16 protein-coding genes and 1 riboswitch are annotated in these 24,523 nt (G+C 38.2%); of the genes, 9 read left to right on the top strand and 7 right to left on the bottom strand.

Annotation, left to right across the window (positions count from 1 at the left end):
• Nucleotides 1-41 precede the first annotated feature (41 nt).
• Complete coding sequence (locus tag F1560_RS16195) at nucleotides 42-1,139, top strand: YkvI family membrane protein (RefSeq protein ID WP_149475687.1); 1,098 nt, start codon at nucleotides 42-44, stop codon at nucleotides 1,137-1,139.
• 116 nt (nucleotides 1,140-1,255) lie between these two features.
• Here the strand turns inward: F1560_RS16195 and F1560_RS16190 are convergent, their stop codons facing one another.
• Entirely contained in the window at nucleotides 1,256-4,351 is a 3,096-nt protein-coding gene (locus F1560_RS16190) for an efflux RND transporter permease subunit (RefSeq protein ID WP_149475686.1), read from the bottom strand.
• Nucleotides 4,352-4,451: 100 nt separating this feature from the next.
• On the opposite strand from F1560_RS16190, the gene F1560_RS16185 reads away from it, so the two are divergent.
• The 3 genes from F1560_RS16185 (at nucleotide 4,452) to F1560_RS16175 (ending at nucleotide 6,985) form a co-directional block, all read left to right on the top strand.
• Nucleotides 4,452-5,288 carry a TetR/AcrR family transcriptional regulator gene (locus tag F1560_RS16185; RefSeq protein WP_149475685.1) on the top strand — a complete coding sequence of 279 codons (837 nt, stop codon included), beginning with the start codon at nucleotides 4,452-4,454 and terminating at the stop codon, nucleotides 5,286-5,288.
• 137 nt (nucleotides 5,289-5,425) lie between these two features.
• Nucleotides 5,426-6,559: a DUF4145 domain-containing protein gene (locus tag F1560_RS16180; protein WP_149475684.1), complete on the top strand. Its 1,134-nt coding sequence runs from the start codon at nucleotides 5,426-5,428 to the stop codon at nucleotides 6,557-6,559.
• 192 nt (nucleotides 6,560-6,751) lie between these two features.
• On the top strand, nucleotides 6,752-6,985 hold the full coding sequence (locus tag F1560_RS16175) for a hypothetical protein (protein WP_149475683.1): 234 nt from the start codon (nucleotides 6,752-6,754) through the stop codon (nucleotides 6,983-6,985).
• A 63-nt stretch (nucleotides 6,986-7,048) separates the two neighbouring features.
• Here the strand turns inward: F1560_RS16175 and qoxD are convergent, their stop codons facing one another.
• From qoxD to qoxA, 4 genes are all read right to left on the bottom strand, one after another.
• Nucleotides 7,049-7,330, bottom strand: a complete 282-nt coding sequence (gene qoxD, locus F1560_RS16170) for a cytochrome aa3 quinol oxidase subunit IV (protein WP_149475682.1) — start codon at nucleotides 7,328-7,330, stop codon at nucleotides 7,049-7,051.
• Nucleotide 7,331: 1 nt separating this feature from the next.
• Nucleotides 7,332-7,928, bottom strand: a complete 597-nt coding sequence (locus F1560_RS16165) for a cytochrome (ubi)quinol oxidase subunit III (protein WP_149475681.1) — start codon at nucleotides 7,926-7,928, stop codon at nucleotides 7,332-7,334.
• On the bottom strand, nucleotides 7,925-9,874 hold the full coding sequence (gene qoxB / locus F1560_RS16160; protein ID WP_149475680.1) for a cytochrome aa3 quinol oxidase subunit I: 1,950 nt from the start codon (nucleotides 9,872-9,874) through the stop codon (nucleotides 7,925-7,927). The genes F1560_RS16165 and qoxB overlap by 4 nt, the downstream gene beginning before the upstream one ends.
• 73 nt (nucleotides 9,875-9,947) lie before the next feature.
• A complete protein-coding gene (gene qoxA / locus F1560_RS16155) occupies nucleotides 9,948-10,859 on the bottom strand; it encodes a cytochrome aa3 quinol oxidase subunit II (RefSeq protein WP_149475679.1) in 912 nt (303 codons plus the stop codon).
• A gap of 466 nt (nucleotides 10,860-11,325) precedes the next feature.
• Here qoxA and F1560_RS16150 point away from each other — a divergent pair, with 466 nt between their 5' ends.
• The 3 genes from F1560_RS16150 to F1560_RS16140 all read left to right on the top strand — a co-directional run bounded on the left by F1560_RS16150 (nucleotide 11,326) and on the right by F1560_RS16140 (nucleotide 17,470).
• Complete coding sequence (locus F1560_RS16150) at nucleotides 11,326-12,786, top strand: DHA2 family efflux MFS transporter permease subunit (RefSeq protein ID WP_149475678.1); 1,461 nt, start codon at nucleotides 11,326-11,328, stop codon at nucleotides 12,784-12,786.
• Between the two features lie 365 nt (nucleotides 12,787-13,151).
• The gene (locus F1560_RS16145; protein ID WP_149475677.1) at nucleotides 13,152-14,345 is read left to right on the top strand and encodes an exonuclease SbcCD subunit D; all 1,194 of its coding nucleotides are present in this window, start codon (nucleotides 13,152-13,154) and stop codon (nucleotides 14,343-14,345) included.
• Between the two features lie 32 nt (nucleotides 14,346-14,377).
• Complete coding sequence (locus F1560_RS16140) at nucleotides 14,378-17,470, top strand: AAA family ATPase (RefSeq protein ID WP_149475676.1); 3,093 nt, start codon at nucleotides 14,378-14,380, stop codon at nucleotides 17,468-17,470.
• Nucleotides 17,471-17,613: 143 nt separating this feature from the next.
• Here F1560_RS16140 and metE read toward each other — a convergent pair whose 3' ends face one another.
• Together metE and F1560_RS16130 are read right to left on the bottom strand one after the other, a co-directional pair.
• Nucleotides 17,614-19,905 (bottom strand): 5-methyltetrahydropteroyltriglutamate--homocysteine S-methyltransferase, encoded by a 2,292-nt coding sequence (metE, locus tag F1560_RS16135; RefSeq protein ID WP_149475675.1) that lies wholly within the window; start codon nucleotides 19,903-19,905, stop codon nucleotides 17,614-17,616.
• Between the two features lie 45 nt (nucleotides 19,906-19,950).
• Entirely contained in the window at nucleotides 19,951-21,816 is a 1,866-nt protein-coding gene (locus F1560_RS16130; RefSeq protein WP_149475674.1) for a bifunctional homocysteine S-methyltransferase/methylenetetrahydrofolate reductase, read from the bottom strand.
• Nucleotides 21,817-22,007: 191 nt separating this feature from the next.
• A riboswitch (SAM riboswitch) is annotated at nucleotides 22,008-22,112 on the bottom strand.
• Nucleotides 22,113-22,347: 235 nt separating this feature from the next.
• Here F1560_RS16130 and F1560_RS16125 point away from each other — a divergent pair.
• On the top strand, nucleotides 22,348-23,001 hold the full coding sequence (locus F1560_RS16125; protein ID WP_149475673.1) for a reverse transcriptase-like protein: 654 nt from the start codon (nucleotides 22,348-22,350) through the stop codon (nucleotides 22,999-23,001).
• A 220-nt stretch (nucleotides 23,002-23,221) separates the two neighbouring features.
• The gene (locus tag F1560_RS16120) at nucleotides 23,222-24,388 is read left to right on the top strand and encodes a hydroxymethylglutaryl-CoA synthase (protein ID WP_149475672.1); all 1,167 of its coding nucleotides are present in this window, start codon (nucleotides 23,222-23,224) and stop codon (nucleotides 24,386-24,388) included.
• The last annotated feature ends 135 nt before the right edge of the window (nucleotides 24,389-24,523 follow it).

The following is a 24,523-nucleotide window of genomic DNA, read 5'->3' as shown; positions in this document are numbered from 1 at the left end:
GCTGTTATAATTTATGAGGGACAACCAAAGGGGGAGACACGATGAAAAATACGTTAAAAATTGGAAGCGCTTTTATCGGTGTGATTGTTGGAGCAGGATTTGCATCTGGACAAGAAGTGCTACAGTACTTTACAAGCTTTGGGGTAATGGGTATTGTTGGTGCAATTATTGCAAGCGCTTTATTTGCTTATGTCGGGATGGTGCTTGTTTGGTTGGGCAGCCGGAAGCAAACAACATCTCATAAAGAGGTTATTTATGAAATAAGTGGACGATATCTTGGAAAAGTAATTGACTATATTCTTATTTTTACTTTGTTTGGGGTAGGGGTAGTGATGATAGCGGGAGCGGGATCGAACTTGAACCAGCAATTTGGCATGCCGTATGTTTTTGGAACAACCTTGATGTTGTTGCTTGTAATCTTAACAGGCATGTTAAAAGTTGATCGGATTGTTTCCATTATCGGGAGTATTACACCTTTTCTAGTACTGTTTGTCTTAATCATTTCAGTTTATAGTTTTCTAACATTAGATGGCTCGTTTGCAGCTCTCGATAGTCTTGCGAGGGAACAGCCAACTTCATTACCGAACTGGTTTATCTCGGGAATTAATTATGTTTCCTTTAATACGGCAGTGGGAGCATCAATGGCAATTGTTATGGGTGGTGCTGAAGCAAATAGAAAAACAGCTGCGATTGGTGGACTAGTTGGTGGGCTTGGTCTAGGAGTTTTAATTTTACTTAGCCACTTTGCTATTTTCGCTAAGATAGAAGAGGTTGGTAGCTTAGATATGCCAATGCTTGGTATCGTAAATGGTTTATCACCATTACTTGGTGTAATGATGTCAATTGTCATATTTGGAATGATTTATAATACAGCGGTAAGCATGTTCTTCTCATTTGTAGTACGATTTGCAGAGGTTGGAACAAAACGTTATAAGCCATTCCTAATAGGAACGATGATTGTTGCATATATTGCAAGCTTTGCAGGATTTACAGACTTAGTTAGTTATTTTTATCCGCTAATCGGCTATCTCGGCCTTGTGCTTATTGCAGTACTAATCATTGCGCCATTTAAAATGAAAAAAATTGATGAAGAAAGCCATCTAAAAATGAAACAGGAGCAACAGAGGGAGTTAGGATAACACAGTATTACGTGTATAAATTCAAGAAGTTGTTGTAAATTGTAAAATATGAGCATTTGTGCAATCGCAAAATAACAAAACCCTACAGGACAAAATTCCTGTAGGGTTTTGTTAACTTAGTTTTCTTCGATTTCTTTACGGTTTTTCTTAAATAGCTTAGATAGTAATTCATAAACAAGCGGTACAACAAGCAATGTTAATAATGTTGAGCTTGCTAGACCTCCGATTACTGTAATACCAAGACCCTTCGAGATTAAACCGCCACCGCCATTACCAAATGCTAATGGAAGTAATGCGCCCATTGTTGCAAGAGCTGTCATTAAGATTGGGCGAAGACGTGTTGCTCCAGCTTCGAGAATAGCTTCTCGTAATCCCATTCCATCTCGCTCCATGTGGATGATTCGATCGACAAGGACGATTGCATTTGTTACAACAATACCGATTAACATGAGGAGACCCATCATAACGGAAACCGAAATGGTTTCTCCAGCAATAAGTAATCCGACAAATGAACCGATGATCGCGAACGGAAGGGAGAAGAGAATTGCAAATGGTGCAAGTCCTTCACCAAACGTGACAACTAAAATAAAGTAAACGATCGCGATTGCAGCAAGCATTGCAATACCCAGTTGGGTAAATGTTTCTTCCATATCTGCTGCAACACCAGCGACACCCATTGTTACGCCTTTTGGTAAGTCAAGCTCTTCAATTGCTGCATCGACGTCAGCTGTTGCTTTTGAAATATCATCTTCTGTAATCGTTCCGGTAACAGTAGCGTAGTACTCATTGTTACTGCGTGATAGTGTATTCATCGTTGTTCCTTCTTCAACCGTTACAAGCTCGGAAAGTTGGATCGTTGTTCCAGGCTCCATTTGTAATGGTACTGGAATATCCAGCATTTCCTCCATTGACTGCGGATCGAAAGTCTGCTCTTGTTGTACGATAACATCAAGTGTTTCACCATCTTTTTCAACTGTTGTGATAACATCTTTTGTTGACGATGTATTTAGCATCATAACGATTTGACCAGTCGTTAAACCGTATTGCAGTAGGTCTTGCTGATCTACTTTTAATACATGTTCAACATATGCATCCTCTGCACTTGAAGAAACATCATCAATTCCATCGATTTTACCTACTTCTTCTTCGACCATGTGAACAGCTTCGTTTAGATTATCTAAATCCTCACTATAGAAAGTATAGCTTACTTCATTCGTTGTCATTCCCATAGAAGAGAAGTCTTGGCTCTTCCACTCACCTGATTGATCAATGTTTGTGACATATTCTAAGATTTCGTCACGTGCCTGTGGAAAATCTTCCATGTCTGGGTCGAAGATCAAGTACATTAATGCACCGCCAGCTCCGCCACCCATCATAGCTGCATTTGGATCTGCAGTTTCTGAATCATTTACAGAAAGTTGAACAATATCAATGTCTTCATGTGTTAATAATTCGTCTTCAACCGCTGCGATGTTTTCTAATGTTTCATCCATTAATTCGCCAGCTTCAGGAGTATATGTTAGGTACATCACTTTCTCTTCTTCACTGCCTAAGAAGCTGAAGCCAATTAAAGGTGTTAGCATCAAGCTACCAACTAACAATAGAATGGATACAATTGATGTAATTATTTTATGATTTAGCGTCCAATCAAGAACTTTTCTATATCCTTTTGCAAGCTTTCCTTGTTCTTTATGCTGGCTTTCAGCTTTCTCGCCATATAATTTTTTCTTAAATAAGAAATGCGAAAGCGCAGGTACGATTGTAATCGCAACGATTAGGGAAGCAAGGAGTGCGAATGTCATCGTTAATGCAAATGGCATAAATAATTCGCCAACCATGCCACCAACAAAAATAAGTGGTGCGAATACAGCAACTGTTACGATGGTTGAGGATAGAATTGGTTTAAACATTTCTATCGTTGCCGCGCGTACGAGTGCTCTTCCGGAAAGTTTTTCTTCTTTCAAATGGATTCGACGATAAATGTTTTCTACTACAACGATGGAGTCATCAATTACCCGGCCAATTGCCACGGTAATTGCACCGAGCGTCATAATATTGAGTGTGATATCCATCCAGTTTAGCAGGAGTAATGCCATAAAGACGGAAACTGGAATCGAGATAATAGAAATAATTGTTGATTTAAAATCACGTAAGAAAAGTAAGATAATCAAGACAGCGATTAATCCACCGAACAATGCTTTTTCAATCATCGTATTGACGGAATCTTGAATTGGCTGACCTTGGTCGAGGGATACATCAATGATTAATCCATCAATAGAGGCTACTTCTTCTTCAACTAAGTCCTTCACTTCATTTACAACGTCGACTGTATTATCCTGTTGTCCTTTGACGATTTGAATTGCGATCGCATCTTCGCCGTTTGTACGGGAAACAGATTGTACTTTACCTACAGTTTCGATTGTTGCAATATCCCCGAGTTCCACAAATGGAGCAGGGTTTGATTCTGTTGGTGTAACAGGTATGAGCATTCCGCTAAGTTCGTCTTCTGTCATGAACTTTCCATCTACCGCTACGGCCTGTTCACCTTCTTCAAATTCATAAAGCCCTAAAGAGACGGCCATATCACTTGCTTGAATCATTTCTTTAACCGTATCTTCTGTGATATCAAGCTCTGCCATCAATTCCTGATCATATGATAGCTCTACTTCCTCAATGTGTTGCCCTGTGATGGTCGCAGATGCAACTCCATCGAGCTTTTCGATTTTTGGTAGTAAGATGTCGTTAACAGTTGATGTTAACTCCACAATATCTTCTGTTGAACTACTAACACTTAATGCTACGACTGGCATCATGTTCATGCTAATCGATGTGATGATTGGTTCCTGTGCATCATCTGGTAATGTAACATTCTCTAGTGCTGATTGCAGCTCACGTTTTTTCTCATCCATATCAATTCCATAATCATATTCAACTTGGATATTTGCGATATTAGATGATGAATTGGAATAAACGGCCTTAATGTCCTCAAGTCCGTTAATTGCTTTTTCAATTGGTATGGAAACGTCCTCCATAACCTGTTCTGGAGTTGCACCTGGATACACATCCATTACCATGAGATAAGGAATATTAATATCCGGAATCATCTCCGTTTTCATACGTGTCCCTGAGTAAATACCTGAAGCAGTAATAATGATAGTCAATAACCATACTGCCAGTTTATTTTTCAGGACAAAATTTACAATACCTTTCACCTTTACACCTGCCCTTATTTGACTTTTAATACTACGTTACTTATAATAATGACTACTCGGTCAATTGTCAATGTTAGTTGCGGGAAAGGGAGTGCGAAATGTGACAAAAAAACAACTAATTATGGATAAGGCACTAGAGCTTTTTGCAAAGCAAGGATTTAGTGCAACTTCGATTCAGCAAATAACAGATCATTGCGGTATTTCTAAAGGAGCTTTTTACTTATCGTTTAAGTCAAAGGATGCACTGATTCTAGCTCTAATTGACCACTTTATGATGAAGTATGTATCAAGCATTGACTACTTGGTCAGAAGTGAAGATGATAAGGATAGACTCCTATATGAATTTTACCATTTATGTTTTGATTCGTACTATGAACATTCTGAGTTCGCGAAAATTTTTATTCAAGAGCAAGCCCATACATTGAATGATGAATTGATTGTAAAAATGCGTTATTATAGTCAGCTGATTGAGGAGTCCGTTTTATATATGGTAGAGAAAATCTACGGTTATGAAGTGGAGCAGATGAAATATGATCTCGTATACTGTATTCAAGGATTCATGAAAACGTATTCGGAACTCTTTTTCTTCCTTAATTTACAAGTTGATTTAGATACACTTTGCAAATCGCTTGTTGAAAAAACGAACTTATTAGCAACTTATACAACAATTCCATTCTTGACTTCAGACTTCGTTCAATTGATGAAGAAGCCATTACATGAAGAAATAACAATAGAAGAAATAATCATGCTGATGGATCATGCGTTAGGAGAGATTGAAGGGGAGATTGAAAAAGAATCACTCATTTTATTGAAAGAAGAGATTCAAAAACCGAAATTAAGTAGAGTGCTGGTAAGTGGGTTATTGGAAAATATTCGACATCACGCTGAATGTAAAGCGATTTATTTTAAACTGCGAAAGCACTTTAATTTCGAATAATGGTAGATAGTGAAACTACTTACGTGGATGCGATAAGTAGTTTTTTCTATGCTGGTAGAAAAATAAAAACAGATAACCTCCGTTCTATGGTAAAATAATAGTTTGACTTGAATTTTTACAGCTAGGAGACAACACAAATGAAGATGGACAATTATTACTATCAATTTTTGGAACAGATGAATAAAGAGCTGGCATATGTTGCTAGGGAACTTGAAAATAGTATTTTTACGAGCCCAAGGACAATGTTGACACATGCAAGAGTTTTTGTGGAAACAATCTTACAGTTGGTAATGAAAGAGGAAGAGCTGCCCTCTAGAACATCGATGAAGCTAATGGAACGAATCGATATCCTAAATGATAATGGATACATAACGATAGAGCTGCGTGATGCTTTGCATACCGTACGAATGTTGGGGAATCAGGCTGCACATGATACAAGGAAATTCCGGTATTCAGAGGCATTACAGTCATGGGAAGCTGTCTATGTGATTGTTCGATGGTATGTGGAGACATATGGTCCACTTGAATTTGAATTTCCAGAATATCAGGATCCAACAACGCAGGGAAAAGAAGACTATGATATCTCCGAGATAGAAATTCGCTTAGGGGCTTTAGAGCAATTGTTACATGCTTCGGTTAAAGAGAGAGAGGATAAGCTTGAAAGTGAGGATGGAGGGGAGTTTGTCGCAGAAAAACCTTCACAACCACTACCTCCAGGATTTACTACGATTCGAAAACTTGTATATAAAGATAGAGAATTGGAAATCCCTTATTTCTTAAGGGATGCATTTCTATTACCGCAGCGTTTTGAACGTTCGGAGATGTTCTTAATTCGACTGGGAGCAGAGCAGCAGGCGCGAATCATGAGTGAACTTCCAAATAATTTAGAAGGGTTATCAACAAATGTAAAACGCTACAAAGCTAAAAATGAAGAAATACTTTTTGAAGAATTGGAAGTTTTTATCGAAGAAGAGAAACAACGAAGAAAAATTATGTTAGATCGTCCTGGAGAATTATTTTTCTTTTTTAAAGCAGAGTATCTCATTGTAACAGAGGAGTTGGCTATGGTGCCACTACATGAGGACATGTTTTCGGGATTCCCAAGTTTATTGAAGCAGCTACGTGAGGATCAAATGGAAACAGTTGAGCAGCTACCGAAAGAACTCGTTATTCTAGCTAAGTATGACAACGTGGGTATTGGTACGATTAAAAGCTTATTTGAACAAATGAAACAAATCCAAACAGACAGCACTACCGTTAGTATTAATTGAAGCAGGGGAGTAACAGTCATAATAACCGGGAGGTAATGCTCTCGGTTTATTTTTTTGAATACATTCATATGCTAAAAATAGGCGCCTGCGGAACTTTGTCAATACCTAATTTTAAAGTTCACAAATTAGAAATAAATGTTTGACAAAAGTGTGAACGTGGTAAATAATAGTAAGTAAGGGAGGTCGTTTCAAATGAAAGCACATGCAACTATATTAAACGCAGTAAAATATATTTGTGGTACGTTGGTTTTCCTTGGAATTGCCATTTTTTCTTGTGGAGTTTATGTAAGCGATTACCAAGGGCTAGTTGGTATTGGTGTAGGTGCGGTTATGAGTGCTGCATTTATTTGGATAATGGGTGTGTTTCTTGTTGCAACAGAAGAAATGATCAACAAGGAACATGAGGCGAAGAGAAGTACATTATAATTATTTAAATTACGAAAAAAAGCGAGCGTCACATGCTGGACGCTCGCTTTGTTGTTGATTTTTTTACATATCCCATACCATTGCAAGTAATGAACCAAATATAGTTACTAAAGCAATTAAGGCACTGTAGTATAAGGTTGTGTAGATTGTTCGTTTATCATCGGTCTCACCGGCATGCATAAACAAGACAAACTGTACAATTGCTTGAATAAAAGCTGTCACAAGCAAAATAGTCATACCTAAGCTAAATGACATATCCATGAAGTAAACGCTCAGCGCAACAACAGTAAGGAGCAATGAGAAAACAAAGCCATTGACTTGCTTTAATGGAAATAATTCCTTCATGTTACATCATTCCTTTCAAGTAGATGAAGCTGAAAATGAAAATCCACATTACATCTAGAAAATGCCAATATAATGAGTAATTAAATGATTTATTAGCTGTTTCTGGTGTTAAGCCATGTTTTTTAATTTGCAAGAAGATAGCTATTCCCCAGAACAAACCAAATGTTACGTGAGCTCCATGTGTTCCGAGTGTTGTTAATAAAATACCAGTAAATGCACTCGTTTGTAATGTTGCTCCAACATGGTAGTAGTGAACAAATTCATAAATTTCAACGCTAAGGAACGTTGCGCCAAGGATTAGTGTTATACCTAAGAACCATAGCATTGCTTTTGGTCGGTTCAAACGCATGGCGTTAATTGCAAGTCCGATTGTAAAACTACTTGTTAAAAGTACAACCGTCTCGATTAAAACAGGTGTTATTTCAAAGATTTCTGCACCACTAGGTCCATTTCCAACCCGGTTTTCATAGATGAAATAGGATGTGAATAGTGTTGCAAAAAGCATAATTTCAGCGCCTAGGAAAATCCAGAAGCCTAATATATTCATCTCGTTCTTATGCGTGCTGTATTCAAGAGGTTGCGAGTGATCTATCTTCATTTCTTAGCACCTCCAAATTTCTCTTCTGTTTCTTTCACTTCTTCAGCAGAAATATAGCGACCATGATCGTTCTCAAACGAGCTATATAACATACAGGAGAAGAATGCAATGGCAGCAATGATTACAGCTGGCCAAATACTAAAGACGAACGAGAATCCAAATACAAATAAAATACCAGCCATGATAATAGGAATTCCGCTATTATTAGGCATATGGATTTTATCGATTTTACCTTTGAATAATGTATGGGATTTTTTCTTGTGATCCCATAGTGCTTGGCTAGAATTTACTTCAGGCGTAATCGCAAAGTTGTATTCTGGTACTGGATTATGCGTTGCCCATTCTAATGAACGCGCATTCCATGGATCGTCTCCAACATTTCTAGGTGAGTTTTTAATACTATAGAAAATATTGTAGGCGATTAGGATAAATGCTATTGCCATTAAACCTGCTCCAGCAAACGAAAGCATATTCAATGGACCAAACCCAGTTGATTCTGAGTAAGTGTACATACGACGAGCTTGCCCATCTAATCCAGTGATGTACATCGGGAAGAAAGCCAAGACAAAGCCGACAACATTAAACCAGAAAGCCCATTTTCCAATTCGTTCGTTCAGGATAAAGCCGAACATTTTTGGCCACCAATACGTAAGACCAGCAAGCATTGCGTATACAACACCAGGAATAATCGTATTGTGGAAGTGAGCGACTAGGAACATCGTATTGTGATATTGATAGTCAGCGCTTGCCATTGCAAGCATTACTCCAGTTACTCCACCGACTGTGAAAAGTGGGATGAAGGCTACGGAGTAAAGCATCGGAACGGTAAACCTGATCTTACCTTTCCACATCGTTAAGAGCCAGTTAAATATCTTAATCCCGGTTGGTATGGCGATTGCCATCGTTGTAATCGAGAAGATACTATTTGTTAATGCACCCTGTCCCATTGTAAAGAAATGGTGAACCCATACAAAGAATGAGAGTAGGGAAATTAGTACCATGGATGCAACCATTGATTTATAACCATATAAATTACGTTCTGAGAAGGTCGAAATAATCTCACTGTAAATACCGAATGCTGGAAGGATCAGAATGTAAACCTCTGGATGTCCCCAAACCCAGAATAGGTTTGCCCAGTACATATCCATTCCACCATTACCTGTTGCAAAGAACGATGTTCCAAATTGACGGTCGAATGTTCCCATTAAAAGGGCAACCGTTAATACAGGGAATGCAAATACAATAATGACATTCGTGATTAGAGCTGACCATGTAAATAGTGGCATTTTCATTAATTTCATGCCAGGAGCTCTCATTCTGAAAATCGTCACGATAAAGTTAATACCTGTCATCAATGTTCCAATCCCAGAAATCTGAAGTGCCCACATGTAATAGTTTACACCGACAGATTGGCTAAACTCATTACTTGCTAGTGGAAAGTAATTGGTCCAACCAGCGTCAGGGGAGCCACCGATAACAAACGAAATGTTAAAGAGCATTGCTCCGGCAAAGAATAACCAGAAGCTAAGTGCGTTCAGTCGCGGGAAAGCAACGTCGCGTGCACCGATTTGCAATGGCACAATATAGTTCATTAATCCGATAACGAACGGCATCGCCATAAAGAAGATCATGACAACTCCGTGCGTTGTGAAAACCTCGTTATAATGTTGTGCGTTTAAAAATTCCATTTCAGGGCTGGAAAGCTGTACGCGCATCATGACAGCATCTGCGCCACCACGGAATAGCATTATTAAAGCAGAAATTAAATACATAATTCCGATTCGTTTATGGTCAGTCGTTGTTAACCATTCGTCCCATAAATAGCCCCATTTTTTAAAGTAAGTTAATCCAGCAACGATTGCAATGGAAACAAGTACGATTGCTACCATGGATGCATAAATCATTGGATCTGGATGGGGGATAGCGAACCTTTCAAAAAATTCCATGTTTGTTACTCCTTTCAAGAAGTTCAACTACATTTAGATTAGTAATCTAGCTGTTGTGTTCGTAGTCTTCTAATTAATGATGATCGTGTTCTGACTCATCGTGGTCATCATCCTCGGAGTTTTCCGTATCATCTGATGATCCATGATTATGTCCACCATGCTCACCCTCAGGTGCTGGTGAAAATTCTAAATGTGTTCCAGTGAAAGCGAGTTGCCCTAGATGACCAGGCTCTAATAATTCATCGAAAACATCTTCTGTTAATGGGTCGGCAGTAGCGTGAATATCTTCTACCCAACTATCGAACTCATCTTGTGGCATTGCGATAACGTTAAATGTGTTTTCAGCAAAACCTTCACCACTAAAGTTTGCATTTCTACCCATAAATTCTCCAGCGGATTCAGCCGCTAAGTTAATCGTCGTTACCATGTCAGCCATCGCATATTTTTGTCCGGCTAGCTGTGGTATCCAAAAACTTGTAATTGGACCATGTGAGTACAGTTTGAACTCGACGGCACGATCTGTTGGGATAAATACATAATTGACTGTTTCAATATCTTCTTCTGGGTAACTGAAATGCCATTTCCAGTTAGATGAAGAAGCATAAATTACCAACGGTTCCTGATCCTCATATCCTTCTGGTACTGTTTCAACTTGATATGTTGATACAACAGACACGATAGATAAGAAGATAACAATTAAAATTGGTATACCAACAATAATTCCTTCGACAATAGGATTTCCCTCAATATGTGGTGGTTCATAATCATCATCTTGTTTAGATGCGCGATATTTTACAAGGATAATGATAAGTAATACGAGTACGGTAATAACAATGAACGCCATGGTGTAGATGGATATCCAAATAACATCAGCAGTCGTTTGGGCCTGTGGTCCCTTTGGATCTAACACAAGTAAAGGTTCACAACCTGTTAACACTGTGGCTATAGTGAAAATGAATGTTAGTAAGGTCCATTTAAGTTTCATGTATATACCCCTTTCTGTTAAATTATCTGTTTTTTTGCGCCAATATTAAGGTAAACACGAATATCGTTCTATATAATAGTACGCAAAAAGAAAAAATACAAGAGTATGAGAAATGCTTCACAAAATGTTCATGAAGATTTGTAGATTTAGTGGAGATAGACAAATTTTGGACACAAAGGTAAAAGAATTAGTTGCTTTTTTAAGAAATATGTGTGTGCTATTTTATCGATACGTTAAAAAGCTTTGACCATATAATTAGGATACGATTTTCTTAAATTGCTATTTATTTATGCTAGACTTGTAGTCTATTAAAAATATTATGCATTTCTAGATGGTTCCCAAAGCATGATAAAGACAATGAAAATTTTATTTGTATTATCTGGACTAAAGGTATATGATAGGATTTATGTCAGTAGAAATTTTCGAATGATAAATGATTAGTTTAGTGTAAGGGAGAAAAGATTTAATGGAACCATCTGTCAATCAAAATGTCCGGCCAAAGTATGGTATTTTAGCGATACTTATGGTCGGTGCATTTATTTCATTTTTAAATAATACGCTGTTAAATATTGCGTTGCCATCTATCATGGATGACCTTGATGTGAGTACATCTGTCGTCCAATGGTTAACAACAGGATATATGCTAATTAATGGCATATTGATTCCAACAACAGCATTTTTAATTCAAAAATATTCTGTGCGGCGCTTGTTTTTAGTAGCGATGGGTTTATTTTTATGTGGAACTTTTATCGCTGGTATCGCTCATGCATTTCCGGTCTTGCTAACTGCACGAATGGTGCAGGCATCTGGGTCCGCAATTATGATGCCACTATTAATGAATGTTATGTTAATAAGCTTTCCAATTGCTAAACGAGGAACAGCGATGGGAATCTTTGGTCTAATTTTAATGTTTGCTCCAGCAATTGGGCCAACGCTTTCTGGGTGGATTGTTGAGCATTATGATTGGAGAATGCTATTTCATTTTATTACACCAATTGCAGCAGTTGTATTTTTGCTTGGCTTTTTCCTATTAAAAGATAAGAAAGAAAAAGTGACGATTAAGTTAGATATACTTTCTCTAATTTTGTCCAGTATCGGATTTGGTGGATTGCTTTATGGATTTAGTTCAGCGGGATCGAAGGGCTGGGATAGTTTACAAGTATATGGAACTATTACGATTGGGGTTTTAGCACTTATATGGTTTATCCTTCGTCAATCGAAGCTAGAGGAGCCAATGCTAAACTTTAATGTGTTTAAATATCCAATGTTCTCGTTGGCATCCGTCATTTCGGTGGTTGTTAATATTGCAATGTTCTCTGGTTTTCTATTGTTGCCGATCTATGCACAAACGATACGCGGGATTTCGCCAATGGATACAGGGTTAATGCTATTACCAGGAGCTCTTCTAAATGCATTTATGTCGCCAATTACGGGGAGACTGTTTGATAGATATGGCGGACGAGTGCTAGCGATTGTTGGCTTATCGATTATGACAATAACAACGTACTGCTTTAGTAACTTAACGTTTGAGACAGGTTACTTTACGTTAATGGTACTCCATGGAATGCGTATGTTAGGTCTATCCATGGTTATGATGCCAGTATCGACCAACGGCTTAAATCAGTTGCCTGCTGAATATTACCCACATGGAACAGCGATGAATAATACGTTGAATCAGGTCTCTGGAGCGATTGGAACTGCATTGTTAATAACGATTATGTCGATTCGCGAGAGTGTGTATGCAAACCGTTTAACGGAGGCTGTTGCAGGTGGTCCGACAGCGGAGCTGCAGCAGCAAATAGCTTTGGAAGCAATGCTTGGTGGAATTAATGATGCATTTTTCATCTCAACTTTTATTATTGCAATAGCTGTTATCCTTGCGTTCTTTATCAAACGAGCGAAGCAAGGAGATATAAAATTGATGTAAATAGATAATAACCCTGATACGATTCATATCAGGGTTATTTATATTTGTAAGGGAATGAAGCGCAATTTTTTAATAACATGTACAAATCTAGAAACTAAATCAGTGAAAAATAAATCTTTAATAAAATTAATTATCGCAGCTATTTTCTTTTCCCAATTTAAAAAACAAGAGAGTGATAGATTCGAAATTCAAAAATCAAAGAATACAACTGGTAGAAATATGTATAATGACGAGGTTTCATAACATTGATACAATGAAAGAAGCACAGTATACTACTCATAATAGATTTAGAAGTTCTTACTTCATCCATTTTACCAATTCAACTATAAATCTCACTATTAGCTGTATACGAAAGGAGAGGCACGATGAAGATATTTCATACTGCAGATTGGCACTTAGGAAAACTTGTACAGGGAATCTATATGACGGAAGATCAACGTCATGTATTAGAGCAGTTTATACGAGCGGTTGAAGAAGAAAAACCAGATGTGGTCATCATTGCGGGTGATTTATATGATCGAGCTGTTCCACCGATTGAAGCAGTTCATTTATTGGATAATGTGTTAGAAACGATTGTTCAAAAATTAAAAACGCCTGTAATTGCTATCGCGGGAAACCATGACAGCCCGAGCAGATTAAACTTTGGAAGCAGCTTGATGAAGCATCATGGTTTTCACATTGTCGGTAATCTATCGAAAGAAATGAAGCCGGTTATTTTAGAAGATGAGTTCGGGGAGGTTCATTTTCATCTCATTCCGTACTGTGATCCAAGTGTTGTAAGGAATGTTTTGGAAGATGAAGAAATCCGTTCACATGATGACGCAACGAAAAAGATAATTGAACAAATATCACGACAGCTCGATGGAAACGCTCGACATGTCGCTGTTGGTCATGCATTTGTGACCCCTCATGCGAAAGAAGAAGAAAATACAAGTGATTCGGAGCGCCCGCTTTCCATAGGTGGTGCAGAATATGTTGCTGGTGAACACTATATGCCATTTCATTATACAGCATTAGGGCATTTGCATCAGGCGCACTATGTATTGGATGAAAAAATTCGTTATGCTGGATCGATTTTAAAATACTCTTTATCCGAGGAACATCATAAAAAAGGGTTCCATATTGTGGAGATGGATGCTCTAGGGAATATTACGGTTGAAAAGCGCCTGCTAATACCGCGGAGAGACATACGCACCGTTGAAGCTTACGTAGAGGATTTATTAAATCGTCCAATAAATGAAGACTATGTCTTTGTTCGGTTATTGGATGAGACTCCAGTTCTGTCACCGATGGAGAAGGTGCGGTCTGTCTATCCAAACGCGATGCATGTAGAACGTAAAAACCATTCTGTCATACCTATGTTATTGACAGAAGATCAAGCGATTAATCGAAGTAAGATGAGTGATTTAGACCTCTTTAAAGCATTCTATAATGAAGTAAAAGGAGATAAAGCAACAGAGGAAATCGAAGCTATTTTTAAAGAGACATTAGACGACCTTCTAAAGGATGAGAATGAAACAAGAGAAATACCAAAACAGAAAGCGTCTATCTCGAATTAAATGTTGTTGCGGGAGAAAGGAGTGCAAACCAGTTGAAGCCACTGAAATTAACAATGACGGCGTTTGGTCCGTATAAAAATACAGAAACGATTGACTTTAGAGAGCTGAATAAGACGAATTTATTTGTCATATCTGGGAATACAGGTGCTGGTAAAACGACAATTTTTGATGGTATTGCTTTTGCATTATACGGCAGTGCAAGTGGATCGGATCGGGAAGATACAAAGGCTTTGCGCAGTGATTTCGCAGATGATAATACCCATACCGCAGTAGAATTAGAATTTTCCTTGAGCGGCCGTATATATCGCATACTTCGGCAAATAGGTCATGTGAAAAAAGGAAATAAATCGAAAACTGGTGAACGTTATGAGTTCTTTGAAAAGGTAGAGGGCAGAGAAGTTCCTTGTGTCGACAGGCAAATCGTTTCTGAAATCAATAAAAAAGTAGAATCGTTTATCGGCTTAACACAAGACCAGTTTAAACAAATTGTTATGCTGCCCCAAGGTGAATTTCGTAAACTACTAACTTCGGACACGGAGAATAAAGAAGCGATTTTAAGAAGGCTTTTTAAAACAGAGCATTATAAGCATCTTAGTGAGTTGCTGAAAAATAAGAAAAACACAGTTGAACAGCAATATAACCAAGTGAAACAGACACTCGATCACTATATAACTACAATTTATTCCGTATTGCCTAAACGAGAGGACTCGCTTTTAGCGAATGTTTTAGCAGCGGATCATTACCACACACAGCAAATTGTTGTGGGACTAGAAGCTGAGGCTGATTTTTATAGGGAGCAAATTGAGATCGATGAAAAAGCTTATGAAGCAGCATATCGCAAACATGACGAGGAACAAACTGCTTTCCATGAGGCACGTGCACTGAATGAGCGTTTTGAAGATTTGGATGTGAAAGGGAAGCGATTGAAGCAACTGAAAGAACAAGCCCCTTTGTTTACTGCGAAAGAGAAACGATTAGAAGCAGCAGGGCGAGCAAGTACGATTGAAATTTATGAAAAGCAGGTTTTGGATTGGCAAAAGGAAGAGGCTGAGAAAATCCGTGCATTAGAAAATGCAGAAGCATCTCAGAAACTCGCTGATGCTAAATTGGAGCAAGCGACATCCTATTATAAGCAAGAGGAAAATAAAAAAGATATAAGAGAAGAAATGGGAAAAAAGCTAGACCGATTAACCGAATATTTACCTGTTGTAAAAGATATCGATCAGCAAAAGAGTAAATTAGAAACACTTGTAAGAGAGGGAAAGTCGACTAGGGCTGAATTGGAAAAACTTAAGAAAGAGCTTGGAAACAAAAATGAAGCGGCTGAAAAATGCCAGGCCCAAATTAAGCAGCTTGATGAGGCTGTTAACCAATACCATGATAAGAGGCAGCAATTACTCGAAATGAGAGAACGTGCCAAGTTGCTACGCGTTTATATTGATTTATCCCAGCAAAAAAATAAGCTAGAAAAGGCTGTTTCGCTAAAAAAGGAGCATTTTTTCAAGGCGAAGGAACTGTATCGATGCCAGGAGGAAGCGTGGCTAGCTAATCAAGCAATTGTTTTGGCAAATCATTTGCATGATGGAGAAGCATGTCCAGTTTGTGGAAGCATCGAACATCCGAATAAGGCAATGATGGAGAAGGATGCCATTACGAAAGAACAGCTGGAAGCATTGAAAAAAGATTTAGACGTAAAAGATGATTTGTACCGTAATGCTGCAGCTGAGTTGAAGGCGAAAAAAGCTCAGATCGAAGAGAAGGAAACAGATATAAAGGAGCACGCGATTCCACTTGAAGCTGTTTCGTCCATTTTTGAACAATTAGTAGAAAAGGGGAAAAGGCTAGCAGATGAAGTGGCGGAATTAGAAAAGAAACAGACAAAGTTAAAAGAGCAAAAGAAAATGCAAGAAAACATAGCTGTTGAAATAAAACAACTAGAGCCAAAAAGAGAGCAGCTTGAAAAAGCATATCGGGATTTAGTGACATCATATGAATCGAAGAAAGCAGTTTATCAGGAACGTTTACGGAACATACCAGATGAAGTAAAGGTACTAGAGGAACTAGAGAAGCAACTAAACGAAACAAGCGAATTAAAATTAAAGCTAGAGAAACAATGGGAGGATGCACAATCTGGATTGCAAAAAGCAAAGGAAGAACAGGCAAGTGTTACTTCAAATCGGACACATTCGAAAACACAACTCAATGAAACGAGCGAGAAGCGTAAGGCTATAGAGAAGCAATTTAATGAAGCGATGCTAAACGCAGGGTTCGGGTCGGTTGAAGTGTATCGGGAAGCGAAAATGTCTACGCAAGAGCAACAGGCGTTAAAGAATGAGATAGAACGATTTAATCAAAGTTTATCGACGTTAACAGAACAGGTTGCTGACTTAAAAGAAGTGTTAAAAGAGAAATCACGAATTGATTTAACGGTATTAAAGCAGCAGCTAGATAAGCTTAAACAGGCATACGAACTGGCGCTTAATAAATGGAATCGTTCAAAAGAGAGCTACCAAGAAGCGGTTGATTTGAAAGTTCACATTATGGAATCGGATAGCAAGGTGAAAGAACAGGAAAAACGGTTGGCTACAATTGCTGATTTATATGATGTTCTGAGAGGGCAAAACAATCGGAAAATTTCCTTTGAACGTTATTTACAAATTGAATATTTAGAACAAATCATTGATGCTGCAAACTTAAGATTAAGGGAGCTCTCAAATGGTCAATATTATTTAACGAGAAGTGACCGGCAGGAATCACATGGTAAGCAAAGTGGATTAGCGCTTGATGTATATGACGCATATACTGGGCAATCCCGCGACGTTAAAACATTATCAGGTGGAGAAAAATTCAATGCATCACTTTCGCTTGCACTTGGAATGTCTGATGTGATTCAAAGCTTTCAAGGCAATATATCTATTGATACGATGTTTATCGATGAAGGCTTTGGATCATTAGATGAAGAGTCGTTGAGTAAAGCGATTGACACATTGATTGCATTACAGCAATCGGGTAGAATGATTGGCGTTATTTCCCATGTGCAGGAGCTAAAAAGCATGTTTCCAGCAATGCTAGAGGTTAAGAAAATGAAAGAAGGCTATAGCAGGACGCGGTTTGTAATGCAATAGTAAAACAGAGGGTGTTTTTTTAACATTAGATGCAGCTGAAAAGTCGGCAAAAATACGAAACAAAAGCCCATAACCGTAATGATTATGGGCTTTTGATTTAATTTGTTTGACTAGAATATCCTCGAGTATGAATCGCTTGTAGATTATTTTTGATAAGCCAATTGATCCTTGCGAATTTCTTCTGCAGCATGGATCATCGCTTTTAATGCACCAACTGTTTCAGCCTCACTTCTTGTTTTTAACCCACAATCCGGGTTAATCCAAAATTGCTCCGTAGGAATCGTTTTTAATGCTCGGCTAATATTTTGTTTGATTTCATTTTTATCTGGAACACGTGGACTATGGATATCATAAACGCCAAGTCCAATTTCCTTCTCATACGTATTTTCCTCAAAGGTAGATATAATTTCACCATGACTACGTGATGTTTCAATGGAAATAACATCTGCATCAAGACCGTCAATCGCATCATAGATTTTTTGGAATTCAGAATAGCACATATGTGTATGAATTTGTGTCTGATCTTGAACAGAAGCGGTCGCCAAGCGAAATGCGTATACCGCTGCATCTAAATACGCTTTCTGTTTTTTCTCATCAAGTGGGAGCCCTTCGCGTAATGCTGGTTCATCAACTTGAACGATTTTAATTCCATTTGCCTCAAGTGCCTCAATTTCTTTTCGTAGTGCGAGAGCAATTTGATTTTGTACCGTTTCTCTTGGAACATCGTCATGGACAAATGACCAGTTTAAAATAGTTACTGGACCAGTGAGCATTCCTTTTACAGGCTTGTCTGTTAAGGATTGTGCGAAAACACTTTCCTTTACGGTCATCGCTGTGTCAAACGAAACATCACCAAAAATCAATGGCGGTTTTACGCACCGTGAACCGTACGATTGGACCCAGCCGAATTCCGTAACACCGAAGCCATTTAACTTTTCTCCGAAATACTCGACCATATCTGTGCGTTCGAATTCACCATGTACAAGTACATCTAGCCCAATTTCCTCTTGGATATGAATCCATTTTTCAATGTTATCCTTAATGAATTGTTCATATTCAGCATCTGTAATCGTTCCCTGACGCCACTTTGTCCTTGTTTTTCTAACTTCCTGTGTTTGCGGTAAACTGCCAATTGTTGTCGTTGGAAGTAATGGTAATTGTAAGAGCTCGTGTTGTTTCTGAATCCGTTTAGCGAATGGTAGGGAGCGTTGTGCATCTGAAATTCCTAGTGCTTCGACTTCCTTTCGAACGATTTCATTATTTCTGTGTGTTGATCGATTAAACTGTTCAAGTTCCTGTTTATTTACTTTTAGTGCGTTCGAGATGGATTGTTTCCCGGATTGTAATCCCTTTGTAAGTGTTACGATTTCATCAAGCTTTTCATTCGCAAAGGAAAGACCATCTTTCACATCAGAATCAAGTTGTACTTCAGATTCCTTCGTGACTGGAACATGTAATAAAGAGGAGGATGGCTGGATAATAAGTTGCTTATTTTTAACAGCTTGATAGATTGTTTCGAGCTGGTCTATTTTAGCTTCCAAGTCAGCCTTCCAAACATTGCGCCCATTGATAACTCCAGCTGCGAGTGCTTTATCTTCTGGGAATCCGTATTGCTTGATAAGCTCTAGCGAATCTCCGTGGACAAAGTCAAGTCCGATTGCTTGAACAGGAAATTCGATAATTTCTTCATAGTGAATAATATGCTCGAAATAGGTTTGTAAAATAAGTTTTAAGTTTGGTGCTGCATCATGAAATTGCTCATAAACTTGTTTCGCTTCTTGGATAACCTCTTTTGGGAGATTTGTACCGAAAATCGGTTCATCAATTTGTACCCAAGATGCGCCAGCTTCCTCTAACTCTTTTAATAGTTGGACATATAATGGGATAAAGCGTTGTAAGACGTTAGAAAAATCCTTTTCTTCGTACCCTTTTGATAGTTTTAGGTATGTAATCGGGCCTAAAATGACAGGCTTCCCATCGATTCCTAACTTATCTTTTGCTTCTTTATAGAATTTCAGTGGAAGATTTTCTGTTAACGTTGGTGTCACGTTTTCAAGTTCTGGAACGATATAATGATAGTTTGTATTAAACCATTTCGTAAGCTCGGATGCGACCGCATTTTCCGTACCGCGGGCAATAGCAAAATAGGTTTCCAGGTTTACCTTTCCGCCATCATAGTTAAAGCGATCTGGTACAACTCCGAACATAGCGGAAGTATCTAGGACGTGATCGTATAGTGTGAAATCGCCAACTGGTATAAGATCAATCCCAATTTCTTTTTGTTTTTTTAAGTTTGCTAATCTAATGGCATCTGTTTTCTCGATGAGTTCCTTTTCAGATAGTTGCTTATTCCAGTATCCTTCCAAAGCACGCTTCCATTCTCTTTTCTCCCCAATTCTTGGATAACCTAAGTTTGAGCTAATCACATTTGTCATCTCATTTCCTCCTCATTTTTTTTAATCGTTTTTCCTTAATATTTTTTATCGGCTGTGTTGGGTCGCTGACAACACCTCCTCTAAGTTGCTTGCTGGAACTTTTTCCTGGATATATTCAACAAGACGAATAATCATGTCATAACGTGTAAAAGGTGTAATCAAATAAACACCATGGAAGTATTGTAGGGATACATCAATAAGTTCCTTCGCGATTGAAATCCCTTGTTCAATCGATTGGTCTCGATTGTTCGAGACGAAGCGCATTTTTTCTCTAACATCGTCATTTAGCTTAATTCCTGGTACTTCATTGTGGAGAAACTCTGCATTTCTCGTTGAGGTCAGCGGCATGATTCCTATATATATCGGTGTTTGGATATGCGCTGTTGCTTCATGCAGCTGGATGATTTGCTCCTTATTAAAGATTGGTTGTGTTAGAAAATAATCGGCACCATAGCTAATTTTCTTTTCCATTCGTTTGACTGCCTTATCAAGATGAGCAACATTTGGATTAAAAGCTGCACCAACTTTGAAAGAAGTTTTTCGCCGTAAGGAATTACCAGAAAAGGAAAGTCCTTCGTTAAATTGCTTGATTAATTTAATTAAATCGAACGATGTTACATCAAAAACAGAAGTGGCACCTGGAAAGTCGCCGATTTTCGTTGGGTCCCCCGTAATTGCCAAAATTTCATGCATCCCTAAAGTGTCCAGTCCCATTAAATGCGATTGCAACCCAATTAAATTTCGATCCCGGCAAGTTAAGTGGACGAGAGGTCTTAGCCCAACCTCTTGTTTTATTTTTTCAGCGATCGCAATATTACTAATTCTTGGTGATGCTAACGAGTTGTCAGCTAATGTAATTGCGTCAACACCAGCCTTCTTTAATGCCTTCACGCCTTCCATATATGCGTCTGTTTGCAGATGTTTCGGCGCATCTAGCTCAACGATGATGGAATGTCTTTTCTTTACGATATCCACTAAAGGAATCTCTTTGTTCGTCTCATCAATCGTCACTTCAATAGGGGAGGGTTTTCGAACGATTCTTTTTTCGGCTAATGGTTTTAAACTACGAACCCCTTTTGCTAATGCCTTGATATGTTCGGGGGTTGTTCCACAGCAACCGCCAAGCAAACGAACCCCTTCATTGCGAAAATCCTCAGCGCATCGAGTGAAATAGTCGGGTTTATTTTCGTAAACAAGCTTGCCCTCGTGATAAGCTGGCAAACTAGCGTTTGGGTATGCTGCTAAGAATGTCTTATCTGACAATGGAACACCTTTTAATGATTGCAGCATATGAAATGGTCCTAAATGACAATTGACGCCAACAATGTTACTACCCGTATCTTCTAGACGTTGAAAAGCATCATTTAACTGGATACCATTTTCAAGAATGCCTGGTACATGCATGGAGACATTTGTAATAATTGGTATCGTTGTTTCTTCTCGGGCAATTTCTAATACGGTTAATAGTTCATCAAGATTGTAATAGGTTTCTAAAATAAGACCATCTACACCTTCTAACAGTAAGCAATATAGCTGTTCTCGAAAGCTTCGTTTGATTTCTTCTTTTGTCTCGTTTAATGCTTGTGCGCCATGTATCCCTCCGATAGTTCCGAGAACAAAAGTGTCTTTTTTAGCAGCTTTTCTAGCAAGTTCCACTGCTTTCGTATTGATTTTCTTTACTTGATCTTCTAAGCCATAGCGAGCAAGCTTAATATAATTTGCGCCGTACGTATTGGTTTGGATTAAATCGGATCCTGCGTCAATATATGATTGATGAATACGGGTAATTTGTTCCTCGTGTGTTAGATTCAATTCTTCAAAGCAACGGTCGACACCGTAAGAATACAGCAACGTACCCATTGCACCGTCGCCAATGAGGAGTCTATCTTCAAGTGCATTCAATAAACTCATATTCTGGCCTCCTTTATTTTCGTTTAAAAGTAGCTATTATCTTATTTGATTTTCTTCACTACTTGTTTTTATCACTCCTTTGAAGTTGGGATTGGTGAAAAATGTATCCCTGGAGACAAGAAGGTATGGAAAAACATAAAAATGACCCCTTCTGAAAAGAAGAGGTCATGTATGTATCATTCACTTTACTCTTCTTATCTTCCAAGCATTATTGCTTGTTGGAATTAGCACAGTACTTAAAAAGCCTGTTGCCGAGGTTTCGTAGGGCCAAATCCCTCCACCTCTCTGGATAAGAAAATATACGAATATTCAGTTGTTAAACCTATTTTGCATAAAAGTTATTGTTTTGTCAATTGTTTTATTAAATTAATTTTTGTTATTATTAAAATATCTTTTAATGCTTCTAATGTATGTGTATTTTTAGGACACTATATAAAATAATAATTAACGAAAGGTTCATGCATTAAATGTGTTTATTCAGATATTATGCCATTTATTTTGTTTTACATACAAGTAAGAGGGGGTTTTATCTTGCAAGTGAGAATGGAATTAACGTATCGTACAAAAAAGGGATTAGAGACGATATTCAGCTCAGATATGATGCAAGCTGGACAAGCCATCGTCATTGCTGAAGACATGGAGAAAACTGGACGCATTAAGCAGTTAACATTTATTGATAGCAACGAGGGAAGCTGGACCTATAAGCAATTAAAGAAATACATGGAGGAAATTAAAACGGAGCCCCATGATATAATCGTTTATTTTGATGGTGGGTTTGACCTGAAGACAAATAAAGCAGGACTTGGCTGTGTCATTTACTATGAGCAAAATGAAAAGGCCTATCGGATAAGAAAAAATGCTTTAGTGGAAGGCCTTGTAAGCAACAACGAAGCAGAGTATGCAGCGCTTCACTTAGGATTAACGGAATTAGAGCTATTAGGTGCGCACCATTTACCAGTTACACTTGTTGGAGATTCAAAGGTTGTCATTCATCAACTAGATGGGGAATGGCCATGCTACGAAAAGGAGTTAGCAGCATGGATTGATCGCATTGAGCGAAAATTAGAACAGCTTGGAATTACTCCAACCTATAAAAATGTGTCTCGAAAAATGAACCGTGAGGCTGATCAATTAGCAACGCAGGCTTTACAAGAAATAGAAATTACGAGTCATCGTGAGCGCTGATAGGTAATAAAAATGGGTGGGGGCGGTGTGGTTTAAAACATACAGGCAGATTAGCTAATCTAGTAGCTTGGAAAACCCTTCCAACCAACTTTATATGAGTTGTTTTTCGTAATACTTTATATTATCATTTAACTATTGGTTAATTTAGAGGTTGATAGTTGTGCACTATTTCACGAATAAGTACAATATAAAATTTGGGTAGTTGTAAAGGAGCAGGGCATTGAATATAGGAATTGATAAGATAGGTTTTTATACACCGCATTTATATGTAGACATGAACAAATTAGCAGTAGCAAGAGACATAGAGCCTGAAAAGTTTACCATTGGAATTGGGCAGGAAAAAATGGCGATAGCGCCAATTACACAGGACCCGGTTACGTTGGCGGCGAACGCTGCACTTGGAATTTTAACCGAGGCAGATAAGGAGAAAATTGATTTTGTTATTTTTGGTACGGAATCAGGAATTGATAACTCTAAATCCGCTGGGGTCTATGTACATAATTTGCTTGGGATAAACCCCCATGCACGGACAGTTGAAATGAAGCAGGCATGTTACGGAGCAACTGCTGGAATTCAGTTGGCAAAAGGACATATTGCATTAAATCCGGAAAGCAAAGTATTGGTATTAGGTTCTGATATCGCTAGGTACGGTCTCAATACAGCTGGTGAATCTACGCAAGGTGCTGGAGCAGTTGCGATGGTAATTAGCGCCAATCCAAAAATCATGGTACTTGAAGAGCATAGTGCTTATCTAACAAACGATATTATGGATTTCTGGCGGCCGGTATATTCAGACAAAGCATTTGTAGATGGAAAGTTTTCCAATGAGCAATACATATTATTCTTTTCAAAGGTTTGGGAGCAATATAAAGCAAAATCAAGTCTAGAGTTGAAAGATTTTGAGGCAATTTGTTACCATTTGCCATATACAAAGATGGGGTTAAAAGCGTTACGTACGATTTTGGATGAAGGTACAGAGGTAGACAAAGAAAGATTAGTAGCGAATTATCAAGTAAGTACGCAATATAACCGAAACGTTGGAAACATTTACACGGGATCACTATACTTAAGTCTGCTTTCGCTTCTTGAGCTTAATGAAGACTTAGAAGCAGGGTCAAGAGTTGGTTTATATAGCTATGGTTCAGGTGCTGTAGGAGAGTTCTTTACTGGAATTTTACAGCCAGATTATCGTGAGCATCTCCACGTTAACCACCATACGCATTTATTCGAGTCAAGAACCGAAGTAACTGTTTCCGAGTACGAAAAATTATTTGAGGAAACGTTACCGGTAGACGGTTCGACGTTAGAGCTTGATATTACAAAGGATCCTGCTGCAATTTGCTTAAGTGGGATAGAAGACAATAAGCGTTTGTATGTGAAAAAGTAGGAAATTCGGTTATACAACTTATTTAGGTGAAAGCTTTAATAAAAATTTGATATAAGTTTAAATTTGTGTTATACTTTTCTAATCGTCCATTTTAAATAATAATAATTATCCTTAAGGAATATACTAGTAGAACAA

Source organism: Oceanobacillus polygoni (assembly GCF_008304605.1).
GTDB lineage: Bacteria > Bacillota > Bacilli > Bacillales > Amphibacillaceae > Oceanobacillus > Oceanobacillus polygoni.
This window is presented reverse-complemented; position numbering and strand designations above follow the sequence as displayed.